The sequence below is a fragment of the Spirochaeta dissipatitropha genome, from assembly GCF_054657935.1.
Genome location: NZ_BAAHXT010000001.1, coordinates 111,703 through 131,827 on the forward strand (window position 1 = coordinate 111,703; position 20,125 = coordinate 131,827).

The following is a 20,125-nucleotide window of genomic DNA, read 5'->3' on the forward strand; positions in this document are numbered from 1 at the left end:
CTATTCCAGATAGTCCCTGACTGCAAAAAGCAGGCTGCTGCTGTCTTCCTGGATCAGACGGTGTCCGCTGTTCGGAATGAGAGCCACGCTGGCGCCGTTCGGGAACAGGGGGAGATGCCAGCGGGACTGGTAGTCAGCGCCGAGGGCGCTGGAGCTGCTGCCTACAAATAACACGGGGTTTGGATAGTCTTCTGCTCCATGCGCAAAGTCATAACTGAATCCCTGGCCGAGTGCATTGCTTCCCAGCAGTGAGCTTCGGTAGATTTCTGCCCAGCCGCCGGAGCGCCAGACTGGCCAGGCAGGTGGGTTGTCGGGATCCACGTGATAGTTGGTCTGGGTTCCGTTGAGCAGTATCATCCGGGCGCGATAGTCAACTGCTTCGTGGTTCATCGGGCTGATCTGCTCGGACTGCCAGAACAGCGAATTCATTTTTGGATTGAACAGGTTTATGCTGATAATGTCATTGAATGTCTGATCGAAAATTTCGCCGTTGAGGGCGGCTGGTTCTATCATGACTGCCTGGGCAACGCGTTGAGGTCGTTCGGAGAGGTAGAGAGCGGTATACATTGCACCGAATGAGTGTCCGATCAGGCGGACCGGCTGGCCGGGAGCAAAGTAATCGGCAACTGCATCAATTTCTTCAATAATCGATTCCAGTGTGTACTCAGCAGCGGTAATCCGTTCGGAAAGTCCATTTCCACGCTGATCCCAGAATACTACCCGATATCCGTCATCTGCCAGAGCAGCCAGGGGCAGCATGGATCTGGAATCGGATAGTGAGCCATGCAGTATAAGAATGATCGGATCGCCGCTATTTCCATACGTCCGTACATGTACAAGGCGTGAATGCCCGGCAGCCTCCAGGGCGATAGAAGGAATGGCCGAATCCTGCTCGGCAGTGAGCGGAACGAGCAGGCCGGGGTGGTGGAATGTTGTGCAGGTGGAGAGTAACAGGATGCTGAGGAGAATGCCGACACGCAGTAGAATCCCGGTATAGAAGCGATTCGTTCCTGTAACTACCATGAATAGCCTCCCGCAATTTCTGCATAAAAGGGCAGCGGGAAAATCGGTGGAGCAGCCTGATCTCCGGCAAGCGACCAGGATTGCTCGAGTCCGCCCCGCACAGAAATCTGCCATGGGGCAGGTGATGCAGCTGTACTGATTCCGATACGCGTTGACTGTGAACTCAGAAGATACGGGCCGCTGTGGGCACGACCGCCACTGTCTCCGGGATAGCGGTCTGAGAATGCAGCGTGTACATGATCAGCATGTCTGAACCAGGTGAGCAAGGCTGCACGCCAGCTAGTCTCCAGGGCAATATGCCATGATTCCCTGTAGATACCAGGTGCCAGGGATGTCCGTGCAGTCCAGGAGATTCTGCTTCCAAGGTCATCGGAGGACCATGCGATGCCGGTAAGGGCCCGTGTGGACATGCCCCAGCCCATGACTGCTCCCTGCAGTATGGAATCAAGACCGGTTTCGATTTTCCCTCCAGAAAATAATCCCTCGACGAATACCGGCAGACTGAGTCTGGTAGTCCAGATTGAACCGGGAAGTCTGTCTATGGAACGGGAATAGTCCAGACCGATTATCCAGGTTGATTCCCAGCCGGCATAGAGGCTGATCTGTTGGGTAGAAGTCTCGTTGGTCTGTGCTGGCAGGCTGATGACGGCAAGGAATGTGAGCACTATCATGCTCATAATGTGTTGTTTCTTCACGGGAGTTGCCTTTCACTGACGGCATTCAAGAGCTCGAAACGGCTGTGGACTCCCAGCTTTCTGTAGATCTTTTCGGTATGACGTTTGATTGTCGGAAGTGCTACATGCAGAATTTCAGCAATTTCGCTTCGGCTTTTTCCACCAAGCAGGAGCAATGCTACTTCCTGCTCGCGGGGACTCAGACCTTCAAGTTCTCTTCTATCTTCAGGATCAGTACAGCCTGACATGGCTTGAGCAGAGAAGGAATCCAGCTCATCGCTCATTTCATCGAATGCGCCGGACAGCTTCCAGGATACCCGTAGTCCAGTGAAGAGTCTTCGGAATAAATTCCTCTGCTTCAGCTGTATGCTGCAGGCAATAACAGCTCCGGCTTCAGGCTCGATGTCAAGCAGTCTCGCTTGCGGCATGTGCTGTTGTATGAGTCCGAACGCATAACCTGACTGAACGCAGGAGACAGCCATATCAATCGGTGTATTGTCTGCTCCTCTGCTGTGTATGGTGACGATTCTGCGGTTGTGTTGTGTAATGTAAACCCTGGACATTGCAGAATGGGTCTGTATCCAGGCAATTATGTAGCCTAAGTATGTCCGGGTTTGAAGGGTTGGAATAATTACTGAGCACAAAGGGCTCAGTCCCTGTTGTGCGGCGTCTCTGCCGATTTCCACCCAATCCTGCACAGAAGGGCTGCAGTGTCTGGAGATAAAGTCGGCAGCGCTCTGCCAGCTGCAACCTGTCTGAGGATCAGCGATGAAGGCCTGCCCGGGCAGTGGGAAGTGCTCTGCTGCCGCGGTGACAATACGGTTCGCGATGTCTTCAGTCTGAAAGAGTGGAGAATAAGAGCATGCGTCTAACATGCCTACAATATATCTCTCTCTTTCAGACTTTTTCCATACTACAAAATATAAAATGGGCCGTTTGACCCATAGTTAGGGACAAGAACGCGAAATATATTTAAACGAGGGGGAGTATATATGGAGCGTTATCATAGAAGGATGCTGTTTTCAGCCCTGATCGCCCTTGCCGTACTACTTACGATTACAGCCTGTAATCTTCCGATAAATTCTTCTGCAAGTCATGAACAGATTTCTGTTGATTTTACCTTACCGGTGTTGGGTGTTTCCCGGCACAATTCCGGCGCACGTTTCATTCTGCCGGGATTCGAGGCGGCAGCAGTGGTGCTGTCAGGTATAGGTCATGAATTTCAGACTGCAGTGGCAGTGGAATTACAGGAGCGTGATGGCAGGATGCATGGAAGGGCCGTGTTTAATTCCGTGCCCGCAGATCGGGAGTATCAAATTCAGGTGTCTGTACTCGATGCCAATGGACGTGGGGTGCATTTCGCTGAGCAGAGTTTCAGTCTTCGGGCAAATGCAGAAACAGCTGTCAGTCTGCGTCTGCTGCCGCATCCGGATATTGTACCGGAATCAAATCACATTAATCTGAGTGGCCCCGGAGAGGTGTTCGATGGAATCAACCTGCCGGCTTCGTCGTTCCTGGTGTACAAGGTGCATGCAGAGGATCTCGCTGGCTATTTTCTTTCGGTGTATCCGGAAGGCGATACTGATATAGCGACGATCGATGAGTTTCTGCTTGCAGTGCAGCAAACTCCGGAAGGTGAAATTTTCACTGATCCAGCGGCTCTTGCCGGAGCGGGGTATTTCTATCTTTGGCTGTACAACCAGGGATCGACTGTGCTGGATATGGGCTTCACGCTTGGGGATGTAACCGGCGACTTGAGTGTCACAATTGATCTTCAGAATCCGGATAACCCGGAAATAGTATTTGATGGCACAGAACTCATTCTCAGTCATCTTGGTACCGAGGATTATCCGTCCAGCATGACGGTATCGGCAAGCCAGGGCTTTGCGAACTACAGCTGGCTGCTGAATGGTGATGCTGCACACCCGGGTCTGACAGTAGATCAGGATTTTCCCTGGCAGGTTCAGGTGAATGCGCTTGAGCTGGAACTCGGAGGTTCTCACAGCCTCACCCTTATTGTCGAGGATGATGCGGGAGAGTTGTACTCCAGTCAGCTCGGTTTCCAGGTTGTAGAGGGCCCGAGTATGCAGATCCAGATCAATCTGCAGAATCCTGAGGACCCGGAGATCCTGTTCGAAGGTAGCGAGCTTGTGCTCAGCAGGACTGGTTCCAGCGGCTATCCGCAATTTATGGAGATACATGCTACGGAAGGATTCGTTGCCTACACCTGGCTGCTTGAGGGGAATGCCGAACATTCAGCCATGAGTAGTGAGGTAGAAGTACATCGAGTGGAAGTAGACAGTTCACCGCTGTCGAGTGGTGGCGTGTATCGACTTACCTTGATTGTAGAGGATGCAGGGGGAGACCTGCACTCGAGTCAGCTTGATTTTCTGGTAGTGGAGTAGAGTATGAAAACGAAATATAAATGGATCCTGGCAAGTGCCTTGATACTGATTTTTGCTGTCACCGGTTGCAGCAATTTTATAGGTGGAGGAGGGGCGGATGAGACCCTCCTGATAATCAGCCTTCAGCCGGATCAATCCCGGACGGTTCTGCCCTCACCGGTAGATATTGAAGATATAGATTACTACGTCCTGCGGCTAAGTCGTGAGGGCTATGACGATATCGAAGAGACGCTTGTAAGCTTTGCCGAACCTGTTGAGATTCCCGGAATTGCGATCGGAGAATGGCAGCTGGTAATCGAGGCCTACCTGGAGGGGCAGAGTGGTCCTTCTTTTGGTGGACAGGAATTTGTCGAGATCAATCTCGGGACTAATTCTGTAAAGATGAGCCTGCTGCCCCTGCGGGAAGCTGTCGGCGAACTGGATATTGTGGTCGAGTGGCCATCAGAGCTGGTGGATAATGTCAGTGTATTCAGGGCGAATTCCATCGGGGATCTTCCCGGACAGATTATGGATCCTGAGGACTTCGATTACGAGCTATCTGTGGCGGGAGATCCCGGTATCGGTCGGCTCACGATCCAGCTCGGTGATGAGCCCAGTGGATCGTTTATTGCTACAGTACGCCTGTACAAAAATTCGGAAGTAGTCGCTGAAATAATCGAGGTGGTACGCATTTACGATCATCAGCTGTCCCAGGCCTATATTCAGCTTGAGTCATCTGATTTGAGTCAGCCCCCGAGTGCGCCTATGAATGTTCAGGCAGCACCTATTCGTGATCAAGACTTTTATCTGGAGGGTATAGAGCTGACCTGGCAGGATAGCGCCAGCACCGAAACCGGATACCGTGTCTATCGATCCCTTAACGGAGCTGCGTGGGATCCGATTGCCGGTGCCCTGGATGCCAACTCCGAGTCCTATGTCGATGAGCTTATTGATTTGATGCTGGGATCTGGCACTACAATCCAGTATCGGGTGGAATCCTTCAATTCCTTCGGCAGCTCGGATGAAGTGCCAAGCGATCAGCTGGATTTCTACATTCTGACCTTTGATGCTAATGGTGGTTTTGGAGGTCAGGGTAGTATTGAGACCCGTCTCGTATCAGCTGGAGAAGGTTTTATGCTGCCGAATGATATCTTCTCGAGAGGAGTGTATTTCTTCGATGGTTGGGCGGTGGAAGCTGAGGCGGAAACCTATGACTACGATTTCGGCGAGAGCTATACCATGCCGGCGAACGACATTGATTTTTTTGCCTTCTGGACGGCTCCTCTGTTGATTCCGGATGCCTATAATGAGCGTATCGTTCTCCTGCGCGATATTAGCGGGGCTGATCGACAGGTTATTGATGCCGCACAGCTGGATTGGACCGGAGGATTTCATCCAACAGATGTCGAGATAGATGCGCAGGGACGAATCTACGCGGCAGTAAGTACGGTTCAGAATTATCCAGGTGAATATACTACAGCGCTTGCTGAGTACTCCGATTCAGAGATTATCCGGCTTCTGGATGCGGACAGCACAACTTATGAGGTGATGTACAGTAAGGCCTATTCGGATATATTCGCGATTACCATGGATCCGGCTGGTGAGTATCTCTATTTTGGCGATGTGGATGGATATCTTCAACTGAACCGATTGAGAACAAGCGACGGTGATGTGACCACCATAAACACATATATGTACGATTCTCTTCGCGGAATTGCCTATGCTGAATCAGGAGGAAACACATATCTTTTTGCAGCCGAAAAAAGTGATCTGTACCGATTTGATATAACTACATTTGTGGATGAACCCGATGTTATCAGTGAAAGCCAAGGTGGCGATTTATTCAGTTTTGATAATATGTTTGGTGATATAGCCTGGATTGGCTCAGCCTTACAGGTCATTGCGACACCGAATCCCGGGGTAGGGGGGACGCACAATATTGATCCGTTGTTGTTGACGCTGGACATAAATCTGGAGCTGCAGTCCAGCGTGGGAAGCAAGGGTGATCCGGACATAGACGGGCAGGGATTTTTCCTGTTTCCGCAGAGGTTCGTGGGTGTCTATAAGAATGAGGATATTTATGTGACCGATGGTGGTGGTTTTGTACTGGATGGATTCCCGGTTGATCAGGATCCCGGTCATCTCATACGCCTGCGTCATGAGGAGGATGCGGTGACAGAATGGGAAACATACGCTGACAGTGAAGCATTCGGCTTCGAGGGTTATAACCTCTATATTACCTCGTAATGCTGGCTGCGCTTATTACCTGCGATCGTGAAGAGCAGTTCCGTCACTCTCTGAACGGACTGCTCCACTACCTGCCGGACAGCTGTCGGCAGGTTCTCGTCTGCGATGACAGCCGGGATCCCTCTGTGGTGCAGCGTAAAGCAGCCGTAACGCAGCAGATCAGTTCTGTTTCCGGCAGAAATATCTGCTTTTTCGGGAGAGAAGAGCGCCGGGCATTTTCCGCTCAGCTGACTGAGAAGACTGCTGTTCCCGAAGACTTAGCGGAATTCATGTTCTTCGGCGATGAGCAGCTGGGTGTGAACAGCACAGGTGCGAGCCGTACGGCCCTGCTGCTGAAAGGTGCCGGCAGCAAGCTGCTGAGTTTTGATGATGACTGTATTTTTGAATGGAGAGAGCTGCATCAGTATGGTTCGGGACGGCTGCTGCATGGTGCCTTTGCCGAGCGTCGGGCCTACGAGCAGATCAGTGATGTTTATTCAGGAGATCCTCTGATTGAAATGTCGGAGATGCTAGGGTATCAATCCCGGCAATCCCGTCAGGAGCTGCAGGGTACGGCACGTGCTGTTATGGCCGGATTATACGGGGGGCGCTGGTTTTCCCGGCCCTTCGCGCATTTCTATATTCAAGGTCCGGTACGTGACATGTGCTATACAGATAAATCAGCGTATCACGCCGCTGCACGCTATCCCTTCGCCTTTATTCAGGCAGCAGAACCCATGACTTCCTGCGAACCCCTGTTTGTTTCCAGCGCCATTGGTCTGGATGCAAGAATCATGCTTCCGCCTTTTGTCCCAAATATTCGCAGTGAAGATACGATATGGGCTATGATGCTGCGCAGCAGCAGTGCAGACAGCAGGATTGGCCATACAGCCTTCAGCATCGGCCATGAATTTTCGGGCCGCGCAGCCTTCGAATCCGGGGATTATCGCTCGGTGCTGCCGGATGTCGGGCTGAACGTGATGCTGATCACGGCCGATCTGCTGCGAAAGCAACAGTTTGACGATCCAGCTGAAGGCCTTCCGGAGATCGGCGGGAAGTTTCGTGCTATTGCAGCCCTCAGCGATACTGATTTCAGCAGCTATATGCATTCTCTGTGGCGGAAACATGTCGAAGCCAGCATCTTCCAGCTGGAAAGACTGCTCCAGGAATATGACTACGAACCGCCGTTCTGGGCGAAAGACTGCCGGGTTTTCATACGAGACCTGCAGAAATCGCTGAAAGTACATAACGGACATTACCTGGAGTTTCCGTACCGTCGACTGCTGAAGCACACCGGAGACATGCTGATCGCCTGGCCGGAGCTCTGGAATAGTGCGATAGATCTGAACCCCAATTATGATATAATGAACCATGGAGGTGATCTATGAGTTCTATTACCATTCATGATATTGATGAAGCCTTGAGTGACAGGTTGACGATCGAATCCAGGCGGCAGAAAAAAAGCAGGAATCAGCTTATAAAAGAACTCCTTGCAAAGGAAATGGGCTTACCTCGGGGTGGGATCTATTCAGATGATTACTCCGGGTTTTGCGGTCTCTGGACAGCTGAGGAGCTCGATGAGTTCAACAGGTATCAGAAGGACAATAGTGTGGATTGCTGCTTCATGCATGGAGCATGGAGCCCGCCTGCTCACTCTTGATAAGCATTTTGAGTTCGTTGACGGGCTGCTGCTCTGTAATTTGGCTTAGTTGCTGTACTCTTCCAGATGGGCCTGGGTATAGCGGTGCAGCGGCCTGGTAACCATGTAATAGCGTCCGCTCATGTTCCAGAGCGTGAATCCCGATGCCGGGCTGTTGAGGGTTCCTCTCAGCTGGCGGTGCAGGTATTCAGTATATTCGGCCTGGTTGTAGTTCAGCTCACCGCCAATCAGGAATGCCTGGACATAGGGTCGAATCAGTACGCTTTCACCAACCATCTCGACTGCCCGTCTTGAGCCTTCCTCATAGATAAACTCTGCCCGGTCAAAATAGGTCATTTCGCGGTGAAAGTCCCGGCTGAAGTGGCTTGGGTATGACATTGGACTGATTACATCTACATATTCACTGATAGCTTCAATGTCCTGACCGAGGTAGCCGGTGCGGTACCAGGCGTTGAAACCGAAGACATCGGTTCCTACCGGAATGCTGAGCTCTTCGCGGGCCATTCGCAGGAATGAGGTCAGTGCATCGACGCGGCGCATACCGGGTCGGTCGAATCGGTACTGAATATTTCTAACCGGGCCGTCCGAGGGAAAGCGGATATAATCAAACTGGATTTCGTCGACGCCGAGTTCTTCGAGCTCTCTGGCAATGTCTATATTGTAGCGCCATACTTCTTCGGAGTAGGCATCAACCCACATCTCGCGGATAACGGTGCGCTCATTGCCTTCAGCATCGGTTTCTGTGCGGTAATCACCCCATGGTCGGTCTTCCACGCTGTCCCAGAGGGCAAAGCGATTGCTGTCGTAGCGGAATAATCTGTTGTCCTTGAACACGACAAGCCGTGCAATGACGTAAATATCGTGTTCATGCAGGGTCTGTATTAGCTCGGCGGCATCGAAGCGGGCAAAGATCGAGTTCACCTCTTTGGCCATGGGCAGCTGGCTGTTGTATGTAAGCCAGCCAACGTCATCCTTGAAGTCGATTACTACCGAGTTCATTCCGTGTTCGAGCATGAACTCTATGTGCTGTTCCAGACGCGGTGATTGTGCCTGGTGGGGATTCAGGAATATTCCGGTTCTGTTGGCTGCAAGTTCGAGTCGCTTCTGCTTTTCTGTGGATGCACTGGCCGGTCGGCGCTGCAGGCTGCTGAGTATAAGCGGCCGGGACCGGTAGCGGTCTTCCGGCAGGAATTCCAGGGGAGCAACAATCCGGGGGTCGTCCGGACCGATTGGGGAAACCCGATTGATTGCTCCGTCCGGGCGGCTACGTTCCGCAAGGTACAAGCCCCCGCCGAAACCGAGCTCGAAGAATATCTGTGAGGGGTTTTCCGGGTCATAGGCCAGTCCGCTGATTTCCTCATAGAATCCTGCGCCGCGGTTAATGAATGAAAACAGATTGGTAGTTGTCAGTTGTGTCCAGCTCTCTCCTCCATCTCTGGTTTCATAGAATCCATTGAAGCTGGTTCCCATGAGAAAATGCTGCGGGTTATGGGGAGAGGGGCTGACAGCGGTAATTATTACGTTCCGGTTAAAGCTGGCTGGTACAGCAACTGTCCGCCAGTCCTGTCCGGCATTATCTGAAAGGAAGATCTGATCATCGGTAGCGATTATGACCCGGCGGCTGTTGGATGGGTCGAGGCCGATGCTGCTTACTCGTCTGAACTCACTGCGGTCGAAGGGGTAGGCTACACGTAGCGGCAGGCCTTCATTCCTGCTTTCATAGTTCCTGCCGCCGTCGAGAGAGACAAGTATGCCCTGCCCCGTTTCGCTGCGATAGCGGATGTCATTTGTATTGGTCGCCTGTGCGCTGAGTCCTGCCGCAACAAGGGCAAGCAGAACTCCTGCTATAATGTTGATTCTGATCAATAAAGCATGTGATTTCATGCGACTACAATAAACCGAGGACCGGGAATGCGCAAGCAGGGCTTTTCCTGATCAGCGTCTCCAGGGCAGCCTGAATCCGCGTTGAGGGCCTGCTCCGCAGACATCCTGATATACTTCTATCAGATCGCGGCAGAGGGCTTCGGAGGTCCAGTTTTGCGCATAGGCCAGGGCTTCTGCGGACTTCTCCTGCCAGAGTTCCGCGCTGTCCAGTAGTTCTATAACGCGATTGCTGAATTCCTGCTGATTGTCGCTCACCATAAAACCGCCGTTGTTTCCGTTCATGACCTCGCGGGTTCCCATTTCTCCGATTGCAACCACCGGAGTTCCACAGATCATCGCTTCAATGGTGACCAGGCCCTGGGTCTCTGTTTTTGAAGGGAAGGTGAAGACATCGGTGCTGCCGTAGATTTCGCGCAGCTGTTTTCTTGGCAGGTAGCCGAGAAATCTGCAGTTATCATGCAGTCCCCGGCTGCGGGCATTCTGTTCGAGGTCGGCACGCCCTGGTCCGTCTCCGACATACAGCAGCAGGGTGTTCGGGTGTTTTTTGAGCACAGTCTCGAGCACTCCGAGCAGAAAGCCGGGATTTTTCTCCTGTGAGATTCTTCCGATAAATGTCAGTACCCGGGTATCGTCGGGCAGTCCTGTGAGCCAGGGGACTGTTTTACGAAGTTCCTGGCGATTTATGCCGCTGAAATCATCAGCGCTGATTCCGGTTGGAATAACTGAAATCGGTTTGTGTATGTGATATTTCTGCAGGACTGATTTCATGCTCTGACTGGGAGCGATGATCCGGGTTGCCTTGCGGAAGCGCATTCTGGTAATTGCGATGGCAGTCTGCCTGGCAGCAATCGAAGGCAGGAAGGGCATGTAGACCTTTATATAGCGTTCCCAATAGGTATGGCTGGTCATGACCACCGGGATTCTTGCTTTCCGGCGGTATTCCAGGAGTATTTCCAGGCCCGAGAATTCTGTGTGCGCATGCACTAGATCCGGCTGGAATCTCTGGAGAGCCTCCGTAGCGATTTTCTGGCCTTTCAACACGTCAATCAGGCGGTCTTCCGAGCTGAAGAACAGACTTTTTGAGGGGAGGCGGATTATCGGGTTTTCCTCATCGATAGACTCTGCATCCTCATCTGCAAGCCCCGGGTATTGCGGTGCGAGAATGAGTACCTGGTGTCCCATTGCAATCAATTCCCGGCGGAATACTTCAACCGAGACTGCGACCCCGTTTACACGGGGCCAGAATGTGTCGCTGGAAAAAACAATGCGCATAGAATTATCCTCGAATTAAAAAATCATATTCATGTTGACAACGGTTTGTTCGAACCTGGCGATGCGGTTCACAAAGGAATCGAACTGAATGTTGACTTTTTTACAGGCGTCGTTCAGGTAGGACAGGTAATAGAGTCCGAGATTTCCCATCATGGCATCTCCGGCTTCCGAATAGAAATCCTTCAGACTCTTTTCTGCTACGTTTTTATTGGTACGGTCGTTAATGCTGTTTTTCATGCTTTCGAACTCAGTCCGCTGGTTCGAGATATTGATTCCCAGTTTAGCCCGGTCGCCGCTCATCGGCTTCTTCTGATTGAATTTCCAGAGGATGTAGATGTTTTCATCATCATCTTCATAGCCGGGTTTCACCTGGCCGCCCTGAGTGGTCAGGGTGATCAGCAGCTCAATCAGCATGAGTCCAAGATATTCCGGAATGGGGGCCCGGCGCAGATATTCGTTCAGGGTGTGCTGGATCTTGCGGATCATATCTATGTAGGCATCTGAATCCTTGTAGGCGGTCAGGATAAACCAGGTCAGCGGGTTCATATTGTTCAGATATTTTTCACAGAGAAAGGCCTGGATATTCTTTTCGTCCGGGAGCAGGCCGGGGTTTGTCCGGATGTTGTTATAGAGCGGACGGAGGATCTGCGAGCGTACCTGTTGAACCTCCAGGCGATTTTTATCGAGAACCTTGTTCAGGTATTCATGCTTGATTGGTGTCTTGAAGTCTATCGGGTTCCGCATGTTGTGGCGGTTCCATTGCCGAACCAGTTCTGATTCAACCAGATCTTCGAAGACAGCAGTATCAAACTGCCGGTAGAGCATTGCATAGCTTATCAGCTTGGTAAAATCTATAACATCCTTGCGCTTTTCAACAACATTTGGAATTGCAACTTCGATTTTGGACAGGTATCCAAGCAGCAGCATGCGCTGAACGGTTGCAGGTGAGAAATCGACCAGGTATATCCCGTATTCTTCGTTGTTGTCTGAGAGGCGGAACTTGTTTATGCGTTTATTGTGACTGATAAAATATGAAACACCAGCGTCGGTAAAGATCATTTTGATGGGCACGTTAATATGCGGGCGTTTCGTCTTGGTTGGCACCTATCATCGCTCCTTACAGTAATATCGGCCTGGTTTCAGCTAAAGTGTAGCATGACCGTAGCAGTAAATAAACGGGTTTTTTATCAGTACCTATTGTTTTTTACCAATGATCCCTATTATATTAGATTTATTGTATAAATGAATGAACGTTCATTCATTTTAAACCAACAGAGGGAATAAATGTCAAGAAATCAGGATCCGGAAAAGCGTGCCTTGCTGCTCAGAACAGCGGTTCAGGTATTCGGAGCAAAGGGATACAGCGCTACCACAATCAAGGATATTGCCGGAAGTGCAGGTCTGGCGGCAGGTACAGTCTACAATTATTTCCGCGACAAGGACGATCTGTTCCAGAGTTGTTTTCAGGAGTCCTGGACGGAATTCCATATTGGAATGGAAGAAATTCTGTCCAGGGGTCAGTCGATTCAGAGCAATATCGAGGAACTTATTCATTTCGGTTTTGATCTGCTGCTTGATGTATATCCCCTGGTACGGGGCATGTACACGCAGGCTAATCTCATGGATATGCTCTCTCCGCAGATAGAGCGACTCTGTACCGCCCTTGAAAGTTATCTCGGTGAGTATATCGTGCTGCGGATCAAGGCAATCCAAGACGATACAGAACTCAAGCACTTCTTCATGCAGATGATGATCTCCGGAATACTCTCAACGGTCAGTCAGACAGCGAACGAAAATATTCATGCTGTGCTGGAAGATATGAAGAGAAATCTGTTGAAGGGACTGCAGTTCGCAGCTCAGGCAACAGAAATATGCAACGATCTGCATAGAGGACTGGAGGAAGTATGAGCAAGGTGAAAAAATTTCCTCTCTATTTGATGCTTTTTATCCTGCTGGTGTTTATTGGCATTCCGGTCTATCGATTCTTTTTCGATTCTGCTGAGGATACTGCTGCAGAGCCGGGGGTGCTGGTTGAAACCGTTCCGGCAGGACTTGCAGATTTCGAAAATATTCTGAGGTACCCGGGAACGATTACACCTCAGACGACAACAGTGGTAACACCAAAACTGTCAGGAGAAGTTCTGACGGTGCATGTGAGCACCAATCAGATGGTTGAGGCCGGGGATCTGTTATTTACCATAGATGACAGTGTGGCCAGGCTGCAGGCAGAACAGGCGCGGGCCGGAGTCAGGGCGGCGCAGGCGCAGCTTGAGAGAGCCCAGCGCGGAGCCAGGGCCCAGGAGCTGGAAAGCGCCAGAGCGAGTGTGGAGCAGGCCCGTGAGGATCTGCAGACAGCAAGGAGCAATCTGGAGCGCACCGAGCGCCTGTATGAAGCCGGTACCATAGCGCGATCCCAGTTCGAGGAGGCACAGAACGCCTTCCGCAATGCACGAACCCAGGTCGAAAATGCCGAGCGGTCTCTCAGGATCATGGAAGAGGGGGCAACCTCGGAAGATCTCGAGCTGGCCAGAGCAAATGTACAGTCAGCCCAGAAGCAGCTTGAGTTGGCAGAACTACAGCTTCGCTATGCTTTGGTACGGGCGCCGGTGCGCGGACTGCTGGCCGATGTAATGATCGAAGAGGGCAGCATGGCTGGTACCACAACCCCCCTGGCTGCAATCATTGCGGATGAGATGATTCAGGTTCAGGCAGCAATTCCCGAGGAGCGCTACGGTCTGCTGGCGTATCGGGCCGGTGAGATGCAGGCCAGGGTGTATCCGGCTGCCTATCCGGAAGATCCGGCTTATGAAGGGATTTTATCCATGGTTTCATCGGTAATTCAGCCTGAAAGCCGTTCCTTCGGAATCGAGATTGCAGTCGAGAACAGTTCCGGCCGTCTCAGACCGGGCATGTTCGTGAACTTCGAGCTGATTCTGGAACGAATGGATAATGCTGTCAGTGTGCCGGCAACTGCGGTTTTATTCCGTGAAGGCCGACAGGTTGTGTATATCGCTGATTTTGATGATGACGGTGCTACTGTTGCCCGCATTCAGCCGGTCAAGACCGGGATCCGCGACGGCAGCAGAATACAGATTATTTCCGGCGTCGAAGCAGGAGATGAAATTATTGTACGGGGAGCCAGCTTCCTTGAGGATGCCCAGTTAATCCGGATCCGTGAGGGCCGCAGCCTATGAGTATCCCCAGAAAAGCAGTCCAGCACCCGGTAACCACGGCGATGGTCTTTCTGGCCATGCTGGTGCTGGGTCTGATCAGTCTGAACCGACTTGGTCAGGAACTGTTCCCGGACATGAGCCTGCCCTCGGTTTTTGTGCTGACTATCAGCCCCGGGGTGGGTCCATACGAGGTCGAGGATGGAATAACCAGACCGATCGAAGCAGCTGTGGCAGGAATGAGCGGGGTGGAGCGCATAAATAGCGTGTCTTCGGAGAGTGTTTCGCAGGTCACTATCTCCTTCACCGATGATATCGATGTGGATGTTGTTATTCATGATATCCGCGAACAGATTACTGCCGCCGCCGAAAACTTCCCTTCAGGAACCCAGCGCAGCCGGCTTTTCAAATTCAATGCATCCGTACTTCCCAGTATGCAGCTGCATGTCTATTCCAGAACACCCGGCATGGATATCCGCGGCCTGCTTGAGGATGAACTGGTACCGCAGCTTGAGCGGGTGCCGGGTGTAGGAAGAATCGATCTCTTCGGGGGGCAGGAAGCGGCCGTCATGGTCAGAATCGATCTGGACAGTCTCAGTAAACGCAATATACCGCTGTTGCAGATTCTCCAGGCCTTTGAGGGAGCAAATATTGATCTTCCGGCCGGGGTTATGGAGGACAGCGGGCGAATTCTGAACCTGCGTACCACCGGGAGTTTTCAGTCGATTGAAGAGATCGGTGAGGTTCTCATCGGGGCTGGAAACGGTGTCCCGATTTTCCTGAAGGATGTCGCCGAGATTGAAGACGGTTTCCGGCGACAGCAGCAGTTCCTCAGCACAGACGGCGGTGACGGAATTCTGCTGCATGTGCAGAAACAGGACGGCTACAATACCGTGGATGTCAATGATGGCGTCCTTGCACGGCTGGCGCAGGTGCAGCCGCAGCTGCCTCCATCGATCCGCTTCGAGATCCTGGAAAATCAGGCTGACAGTGTCCGGGATGCCATTGGCGGTGTTGCCCAGGCAGCCTGGCAGGGGGGTCTTCTGGCTATCCTCGTTCTGCTGGCTTTTCTACGGAATGTTCGTTCAACATTTATTATTGCGGTGGTAATACCAGCTGCCGTTATTGTGACCTTTTCTCTGATCGATTTCGGTGGACTGACTATAAACATTACGACCCTGCTGGGAATGACCCTGGCAATCGGTATGTTTGTGGATAACGCTATCGTGGTTCTCGAGTCCATCTACCGCAAGCAGCTGGCAGGCTATGACCGCGTTGAAGCGGCAATCCTCGGAGCTGAAGAGGTTGCTACTGCGGTTACCGCCAGTACCCTGACCACCATGGCAGTATTCGTTCCGATGATTTTTGTCGGTGGCTTGGCGGGGATTCTGTTTCAGCCGTTCTCCATGACGATTGCATTCAGTCTGTTTATTTCTCTGGCGGCATCCCTGAGTCTTACTCCGATGCTCTGCTCGAAGTTTCTGCATGTTGAGGCTGAGGTGCATGAGGATGCACAGCTCGAGGAACTGAGTCTTGCCGATGTTCATATTCACAGCGAGAACCCGGTACTGCTGTTTCTCAGCAGGATGATCCAGAAGGGACTACTTGCTATGGACCAGGTCTATGAGCTCGGGATTCGATGGTCACTGAAGCACCCGATCCGGATTATTTCCTCGGCGGTTCTGCTTTTCGTCCTCAGTATCGGCTCTGTACTGCTACTGGGAATGGAGTTTATTCCGGAAGGTGATGAGGGGCTGTTTTCTGTAGAGTTCGAGACCCGGCTCGGGGTTGATTATGACTACACCAGCAGCCTGGCTTTCGAAATTGACCAGATAGTGCGTGAGGAAGTTGGCGAATATATCAAGACCTCCGGCACCAGGGTCGGGTCAGGAGGAAGTCACCGCGGTTCAATCAGCGTAGCTATGGTAGATATCTCGCAGCGTCCGGATGATATCTGGACCATAGTGAACCGGATTGACCGCCGCATCCGTAATGAGGTCGCCGATGTCAGGCATACTATAAATATCGAGGGTATGGCATCCCTGGCCAATATGGCCAGCGGTGAGACCAGTGCCCTGGTAATTGAACTGACGGGAGATGATATCGACCAGATGGCGGAATATGCCGAGTTCCTTGCCCTGCAGATTTCAGATATTCCGGGAACCAGGAATGTCAGGTCATCCCACACCGTCGGGGTGCCCGAGCTGCAGTTTGTGGTGGACCGTCAGGCTGCCAGTATGCTGGGATTAAGCCCGATGGAAATAGCCGCTACGCTCCGGACGGCCTATAACGGTACCGAAGTAACCCGCTACAGCAGCGGCGGCCGCGATCTGGATGTCTACGTAATCCTCTCGGAAAAAGACCGCCAGGATATTGCCCGCATCGACAGCCTGTTTCTGGTCAACCGGAGCGGCCAGCGGATTGCCCTTGAGTCTGTTGTTACCCGGATAGAGGGCGAGGGCCCGATACAGATTAACCGCAGCAACCGCAGCCGGGTAATTCGTGTGCTCGGCAGTCTGACCGGTGAGCGTCCGCTGAACCGGGTGCTGGCAGACGTGGACTCGGTACTGGCGGAGGCCGGTGATCCCCCGCTCGGCATCGGGCGGACAGTCAGCGGTGCCGGTGAGGATATGGCAGAATCATTCGGCAGTCTTTTCAATGCCCTGCTGCTGGCGATACTGCTGGTTTACATGGTCATGGCCAGTCAGTTTGAATCCTTTGTAAATCCTTTCATTGTCATGTTTTCGGTGCCTTTTGCGATCATCGGTCTGACAGCGGCCCTGCTGATAACCAATACTACCTTCAACCTGCTGTCCTTCGTCGGTGCAATCCTGCTGGTTGGGATCGTGGTCAACAATGCAATCGTACTTATTGATTACATTGATCAGCTGCGCGGTCGCGGAATGGCTCTGACAGAAGCGATCGTACACGGCGGAAAAACCAGACTGAAGCCGATTCTTATGACCTCGCTGACCACACTGCTGGGTCTGCTTCCGATGGCCATTGGTGCCGGTGGCGGGGCTCATCTCAGAGCACCGATAGCCCGGGCGGTTATCGGTGGACTGACGACATCCACAATTATCACAGTAATTCTGATTCCAACCCTGTATTTTATAGTGCAGGGGGCGCTCGAGAAGCGCAGGGAACTCAGAGGGAGGGAGAGTATATGAGGAAGATACAGATTTTTTCAGGCAGATTGCCAAAGCTGTCGAAGCTGCCGAAGCTGCCGAAGCTGGTGCGCCTTTCGGGAATCCTGCTGCTGGCGCTATCCGCAGTCATGCTGGGCGGCTGCAGCTATTATCATCGGGCTGTTGTCGAGGGATTTGTCGAAGACAGCAACTCGGAAGCCGGAATCAATTCAGCGACGGTCCGCTTTTATATGACCGAGCCTGAAACAGCAAATGAAGAGGGCTTTTTTGCCAGGACTTCAACTGCGACCAGCGGAGGCTCAGCCGGCTATTTCCGGAATACGGTGATCTGGGACAATTACTTCAGCTCATTCGGAGCCGAAGGTGATACTGGAACCATATATCTGGGTGTGACCCATCCTGATTACCAGGAGAAGATTGTACGGGTGCCCGGAATCCTCAGCGATGACATTAACCGCATAGAGGCCATTGGTCTGCAGCGGGTGACATTTGCGGCAGGTGAGGTCTTCGGCAGATTGATTCAGGAAAGCGATGGTGAGCCGGTCAACGGTGTGCGCGTCGTGCTGACCGTTCCCGAGCTTGACACTGAAGGGGAACCCACTGAAGAGGAGCGTGAGTATATCGCCCTGACCGGGAACCGGGCTGGCGAGGCTGGCTGGTTCAGCTTCAACGAGCCGGTCTGGCGCGATGAAGCCACTCCTCCCGGTGGAGACAGCGAGGTTCTGGCTACTCTGAAGGTCGATGACGATGACTACCGACAGCTCGAAGATACCCCTGTATCCATCGGTCTGGTCAGCAAGGAAGACAGCGAGCTCAGAGATGAGATCCGGATCGTGCGCAAACCGCGAACCGAATTCAATACGGTGCTTACCGGCCGCCTGTACCATAAACCACCCGGCCTCTCGGCTGATGCTGATTATGTCGGTCTCAGCGGGGCAGAGATCCGGGTGACCTGGACAGCCCTCGATGATCCCGACGGCGAGCGCTATGTGGAAACCGAGACCGGTCCCGATGGAACCTTCCGCGCCCAGATCAGATGGAAGCGCGCTGATGGCTATGAGCCACCTGACGGGGTACCGGAAGGGGAGGACGCTCTGGACATTTCAGAAGGGGATAGCATGGAAGTTCGCTACATACACAGCAAGATTGGTGACCCGGATGCTGACCCGCCTGGCGAGGTCCGCGACCGCAGCCGAATCCGATCCTGGATCAACCCGAACCGTATGGAAGACTACTATGTTCCTGAACCATAGAGCTCCGGGGCTGGCAGGCTTTGTACTGCTTTCCGCCATACTGTTCTCTTCCCCGCTGCAGGCGCAGACTGGTACCGAGCTGAGTCTGGATACCGCCTTGCGTGAAGCCGAGGAATACAGCTTTGCATTGCAGCGCAGTGCTGCCGCCCTGCGAGAGGCCGATGCCGGTCTGCTCTCGGCGCGTGCCAGGCAGCTGCCAAAAATCGATGCCAATATCTCGGCTTCCTATCTGAGCAATCCTCCGGATGGTGTCAGAATCCCGCGAGGAAGTCTGGGGAGTCAGACCCAACCAGGCTCGACTTATCCGGTGCCAGTTCCTGATCAGGATGTTGTCCTGCTGCCTGACCCGGAGAACACCTTCTACCGATTCCAGGCCACCCTGCAGCAGCCCCTCTTTACCTGGGGCAAGCTTGGTCTGGGAATAGATGCTGCAGCAGTCCAGCGTGAAATCGCGCTTGTGGATTCACAGGCAGCTCTCCGCGAGCTGCGACGTGACGTCATCCAGGCTTACTACGGTCTGCGCTTTGCCGGCATTGCTGCAGAGAAGCTGGCTGAAATTGAGGAAAGGGCAGAGCAGATGCTCCGGGATCAGGAGCTGGCTTTTGAGGTTGGTACGGTTAACCGGCAGACCCTGCTTGAAACCAGAGTAGAATTGTATGAAGTCCGCGTTCAGCGGATCAACGCCGAGCAGGCCCGGAAGTCTGCTGCAGACGGTCTTTCACTGTTGATTGGCCGGACATTGCTCTCTGATGAGGATCCGGACAGAACCGAACTGACAGACGATTATCGCTTTGAATCAGGTCCGGATAATCTCCTGGAGCAGGCTGCTTCAGAGACTGCGGCGCTTGCTGCATCCTCTGATCTGGCGGGGCTCGAGCTGCAGGGCAGACTGGCCCGCATCGGAGCCGAGATCGAGCGCAGATCGGGAATGTGGCGCCCGGATATTGCACTGCAATTGCAGTGGGAGTCATCCGGTCAACGTCTGCCTCCGCAGGCCAACTGGCATGATTCATGGGATAACGGGCTTACCCTGACGATTGCCGGGAGCTTTGGAATTTACGATGGGGGAGCAAAATCGGCCTCACTGCAGGCTGCAAGGGCTGTCGAGCAGCAGGTGAGTGCAGGAATCGCCCAGCTTGAGGAAGCCAAAGCCTTCCAGCTTCGCCAGTATCGGGAGGCCGTTCTCAGGGCACGGGGCCAGCGGGATCTCGCAGCCGCCAGGCGTGAGCTTGCGGTTGAACGCGCCCGGAATGCGGCAGTCAGTTTCGAGAATGATCTTATAACCAGGACCGAAGCCCGGGGGGCCGAGATTCTCCAGTTAATGGCCGAGCTCGAAGAAGAGCGGACACGTTTTGAACTGGAGTCTGCTCTTGTGGATCTGGCCTACATAAGTGGTCTGCTTGGTGACTTTGAGCGTAGACCGTAATAAA

At 52.8% G+C, this 20,125-nt stretch carries 15 protein-coding genes; 9 read left to right on the top strand and 6 right to left on the bottom strand.

Annotated elements, in window-relative coordinates; genetic code table 11:
* The 3 genes from ACYQ2L_RS00535 to ACYQ2L_RS00545 are packed head-to-tail and all read right to left on the bottom strand — an operon-like array spanning window position 1 to window position 2,572.
* A complete protein-coding gene (locus ACYQ2L_RS00535; protein WP_460049915.1) occupies window positions 1-1,023 on the bottom strand; it encodes an alpha/beta hydrolase in 1,023 nt (340 codons plus the stop codon).
* Window positions 1,017-1,718, bottom strand: coding sequence for a hypothetical protein (locus ACYQ2L_RS00540; protein ID WP_460049917.1), 702 nt, complete (start codon window positions 1,716-1,718; stop codon window positions 1,017-1,019). Before ACYQ2L_RS00540 ends, ACYQ2L_RS00535 begins: the two co-directional genes overlap by 7 nt.
* Entirely contained in the window at window positions 1,715-2,572 is an 858-nt protein-coding gene (locus ACYQ2L_RS00545; RefSeq protein ID WP_460049919.1) for a response regulator transcription factor, read from the bottom strand. The genes ACYQ2L_RS00540 and ACYQ2L_RS00545 overlap by 4 nt, the downstream gene beginning before the upstream one ends.
* A 117-nt stretch (window positions 2,573-2,689) precedes the next feature.
* On the opposite strand from ACYQ2L_RS00545, the gene ACYQ2L_RS00550 reads away from it, so the two are divergent.
* Genes ACYQ2L_RS00550 through ACYQ2L_RS00565 form a run of 4 tightly spaced genes read left to right on the top strand, consistent with a single transcriptional unit; the run spans window position 2,690 to window position 7,967 of the window.
* On the top strand, window positions 2,690-4,102 hold the full coding sequence (locus ACYQ2L_RS00550) for a hypothetical protein (RefSeq protein ID WP_460049921.1): 1,413 nt from the start codon (window positions 2,690-2,692) through the stop codon (window positions 4,100-4,102).
* A 3-nt stretch (window positions 4,103-4,105) separates the two neighbouring features.
* On the top strand, window positions 4,106-6,328 hold the full coding sequence (locus tag ACYQ2L_RS00555; protein ID WP_460049923.1) for an InlB B-repeat-containing protein: 2,223 nt from the start codon (window positions 4,106-4,108) through the stop codon (window positions 6,326-6,328).
* A complete protein-coding gene (locus tag ACYQ2L_RS00560; RefSeq protein WP_460049925.1) occupies window positions 6,328-7,695 on the top strand; it encodes a hypothetical protein in 1,368 nt (455 codons plus the stop codon). Before ACYQ2L_RS00555 ends, ACYQ2L_RS00560 begins: the two co-directional genes overlap by 1 nt.
* A complete protein-coding gene (locus ACYQ2L_RS00565; RefSeq protein ID WP_460049927.1) occupies window positions 7,692-7,967 on the top strand; it encodes a hypothetical protein in 276 nt (91 codons plus the stop codon). The genes ACYQ2L_RS00560 and ACYQ2L_RS00565 overlap by 4 nt, the downstream gene beginning before the upstream one ends.
* A 45-nt stretch (window positions 7,968-8,012) precedes the next feature.
* Here the strand turns inward: ACYQ2L_RS00565 and ACYQ2L_RS00570 are convergent, their stop codons facing one another.
* From ACYQ2L_RS00570 to ACYQ2L_RS00580, 3 genes are read right to left on the bottom strand one after another with little or no spacing between them, the layout of a single operon-like run.
* Window positions 8,013-9,851, bottom strand: a complete 1,839-nt coding sequence (locus ACYQ2L_RS00570) for a putative glycoside hydrolase (RefSeq protein WP_460049929.1) — start codon at window positions 9,849-9,851, stop codon at window positions 8,013-8,015.
* 51 nt (window positions 9,852-9,902) lie between these two features.
* Complete coding sequence (locus tag ACYQ2L_RS00575) at window positions 9,903-11,123, bottom strand: glycosyltransferase (protein ID WP_460049931.1); 1,221 nt, start codon at window positions 11,121-11,123, stop codon at window positions 9,903-9,905.
* Between the two features lie 15 nt (window positions 11,124-11,138).
* Complete coding sequence (locus ACYQ2L_RS00580) at window positions 11,139-12,227, bottom strand: DUF8084 family protein (protein ID WP_460049933.1); 1,089 nt, start codon at window positions 12,225-12,227, stop codon at window positions 11,139-11,141.
* A 180-nt stretch (window positions 12,228-12,407) separates the two neighbouring features.
* Here ACYQ2L_RS00580 and ACYQ2L_RS00585 point away from each other — a divergent pair, with 180 nt between their 5' ends.
* From ACYQ2L_RS00585 to ACYQ2L_RS00605, 5 genes are read left to right on the top strand one after another with little or no spacing between them, the layout of a single operon-like run.
* Complete coding sequence (locus ACYQ2L_RS00585; protein WP_460049935.1) at window positions 12,408-13,031, top strand: TetR/AcrR family transcriptional regulator; 624 nt, start codon at window positions 12,408-12,410, stop codon at window positions 13,029-13,031.
* The gene (locus ACYQ2L_RS00590) at window positions 13,028-14,317 is read left to right on the top strand and encodes an efflux RND transporter periplasmic adaptor subunit (protein ID WP_460049937.1); all 1,290 of its coding nucleotides are present in this window, start codon (window positions 13,028-13,030) and stop codon (window positions 14,315-14,317) included. The genes ACYQ2L_RS00585 and ACYQ2L_RS00590 overlap by 4 nt, the downstream gene beginning before the upstream one ends.
* Window positions 14,314-17,463, top strand: a complete 3,150-nt coding sequence (locus tag ACYQ2L_RS00595; protein WP_460049939.1) for an efflux RND transporter permease subunit — start codon at window positions 14,314-14,316, stop codon at window positions 17,461-17,463. The genes ACYQ2L_RS00590 and ACYQ2L_RS00595 overlap by 4 nt, the downstream gene beginning before the upstream one ends.
* Window positions 17,460-18,695: a hypothetical protein gene (locus tag ACYQ2L_RS00600; RefSeq protein WP_460049941.1), complete on the top strand. Its 1,236-nt coding sequence runs from the start codon at window positions 17,460-17,462 to the stop codon at window positions 18,693-18,695. The genes ACYQ2L_RS00595 and ACYQ2L_RS00600 overlap by 4 nt, the downstream gene beginning before the upstream one ends.
* Window positions 18,679-20,121: a TolC family protein gene (locus ACYQ2L_RS00605; RefSeq protein ID WP_460049943.1), complete on the top strand. Its 1,443-nt coding sequence runs from the start codon at window positions 18,679-18,681 to the stop codon at window positions 20,119-20,121. Before ACYQ2L_RS00600 ends, ACYQ2L_RS00605 begins: the two co-directional genes overlap by 17 nt.
* Window positions 20,122-20,125 lie beyond the last annotated feature (4 nt).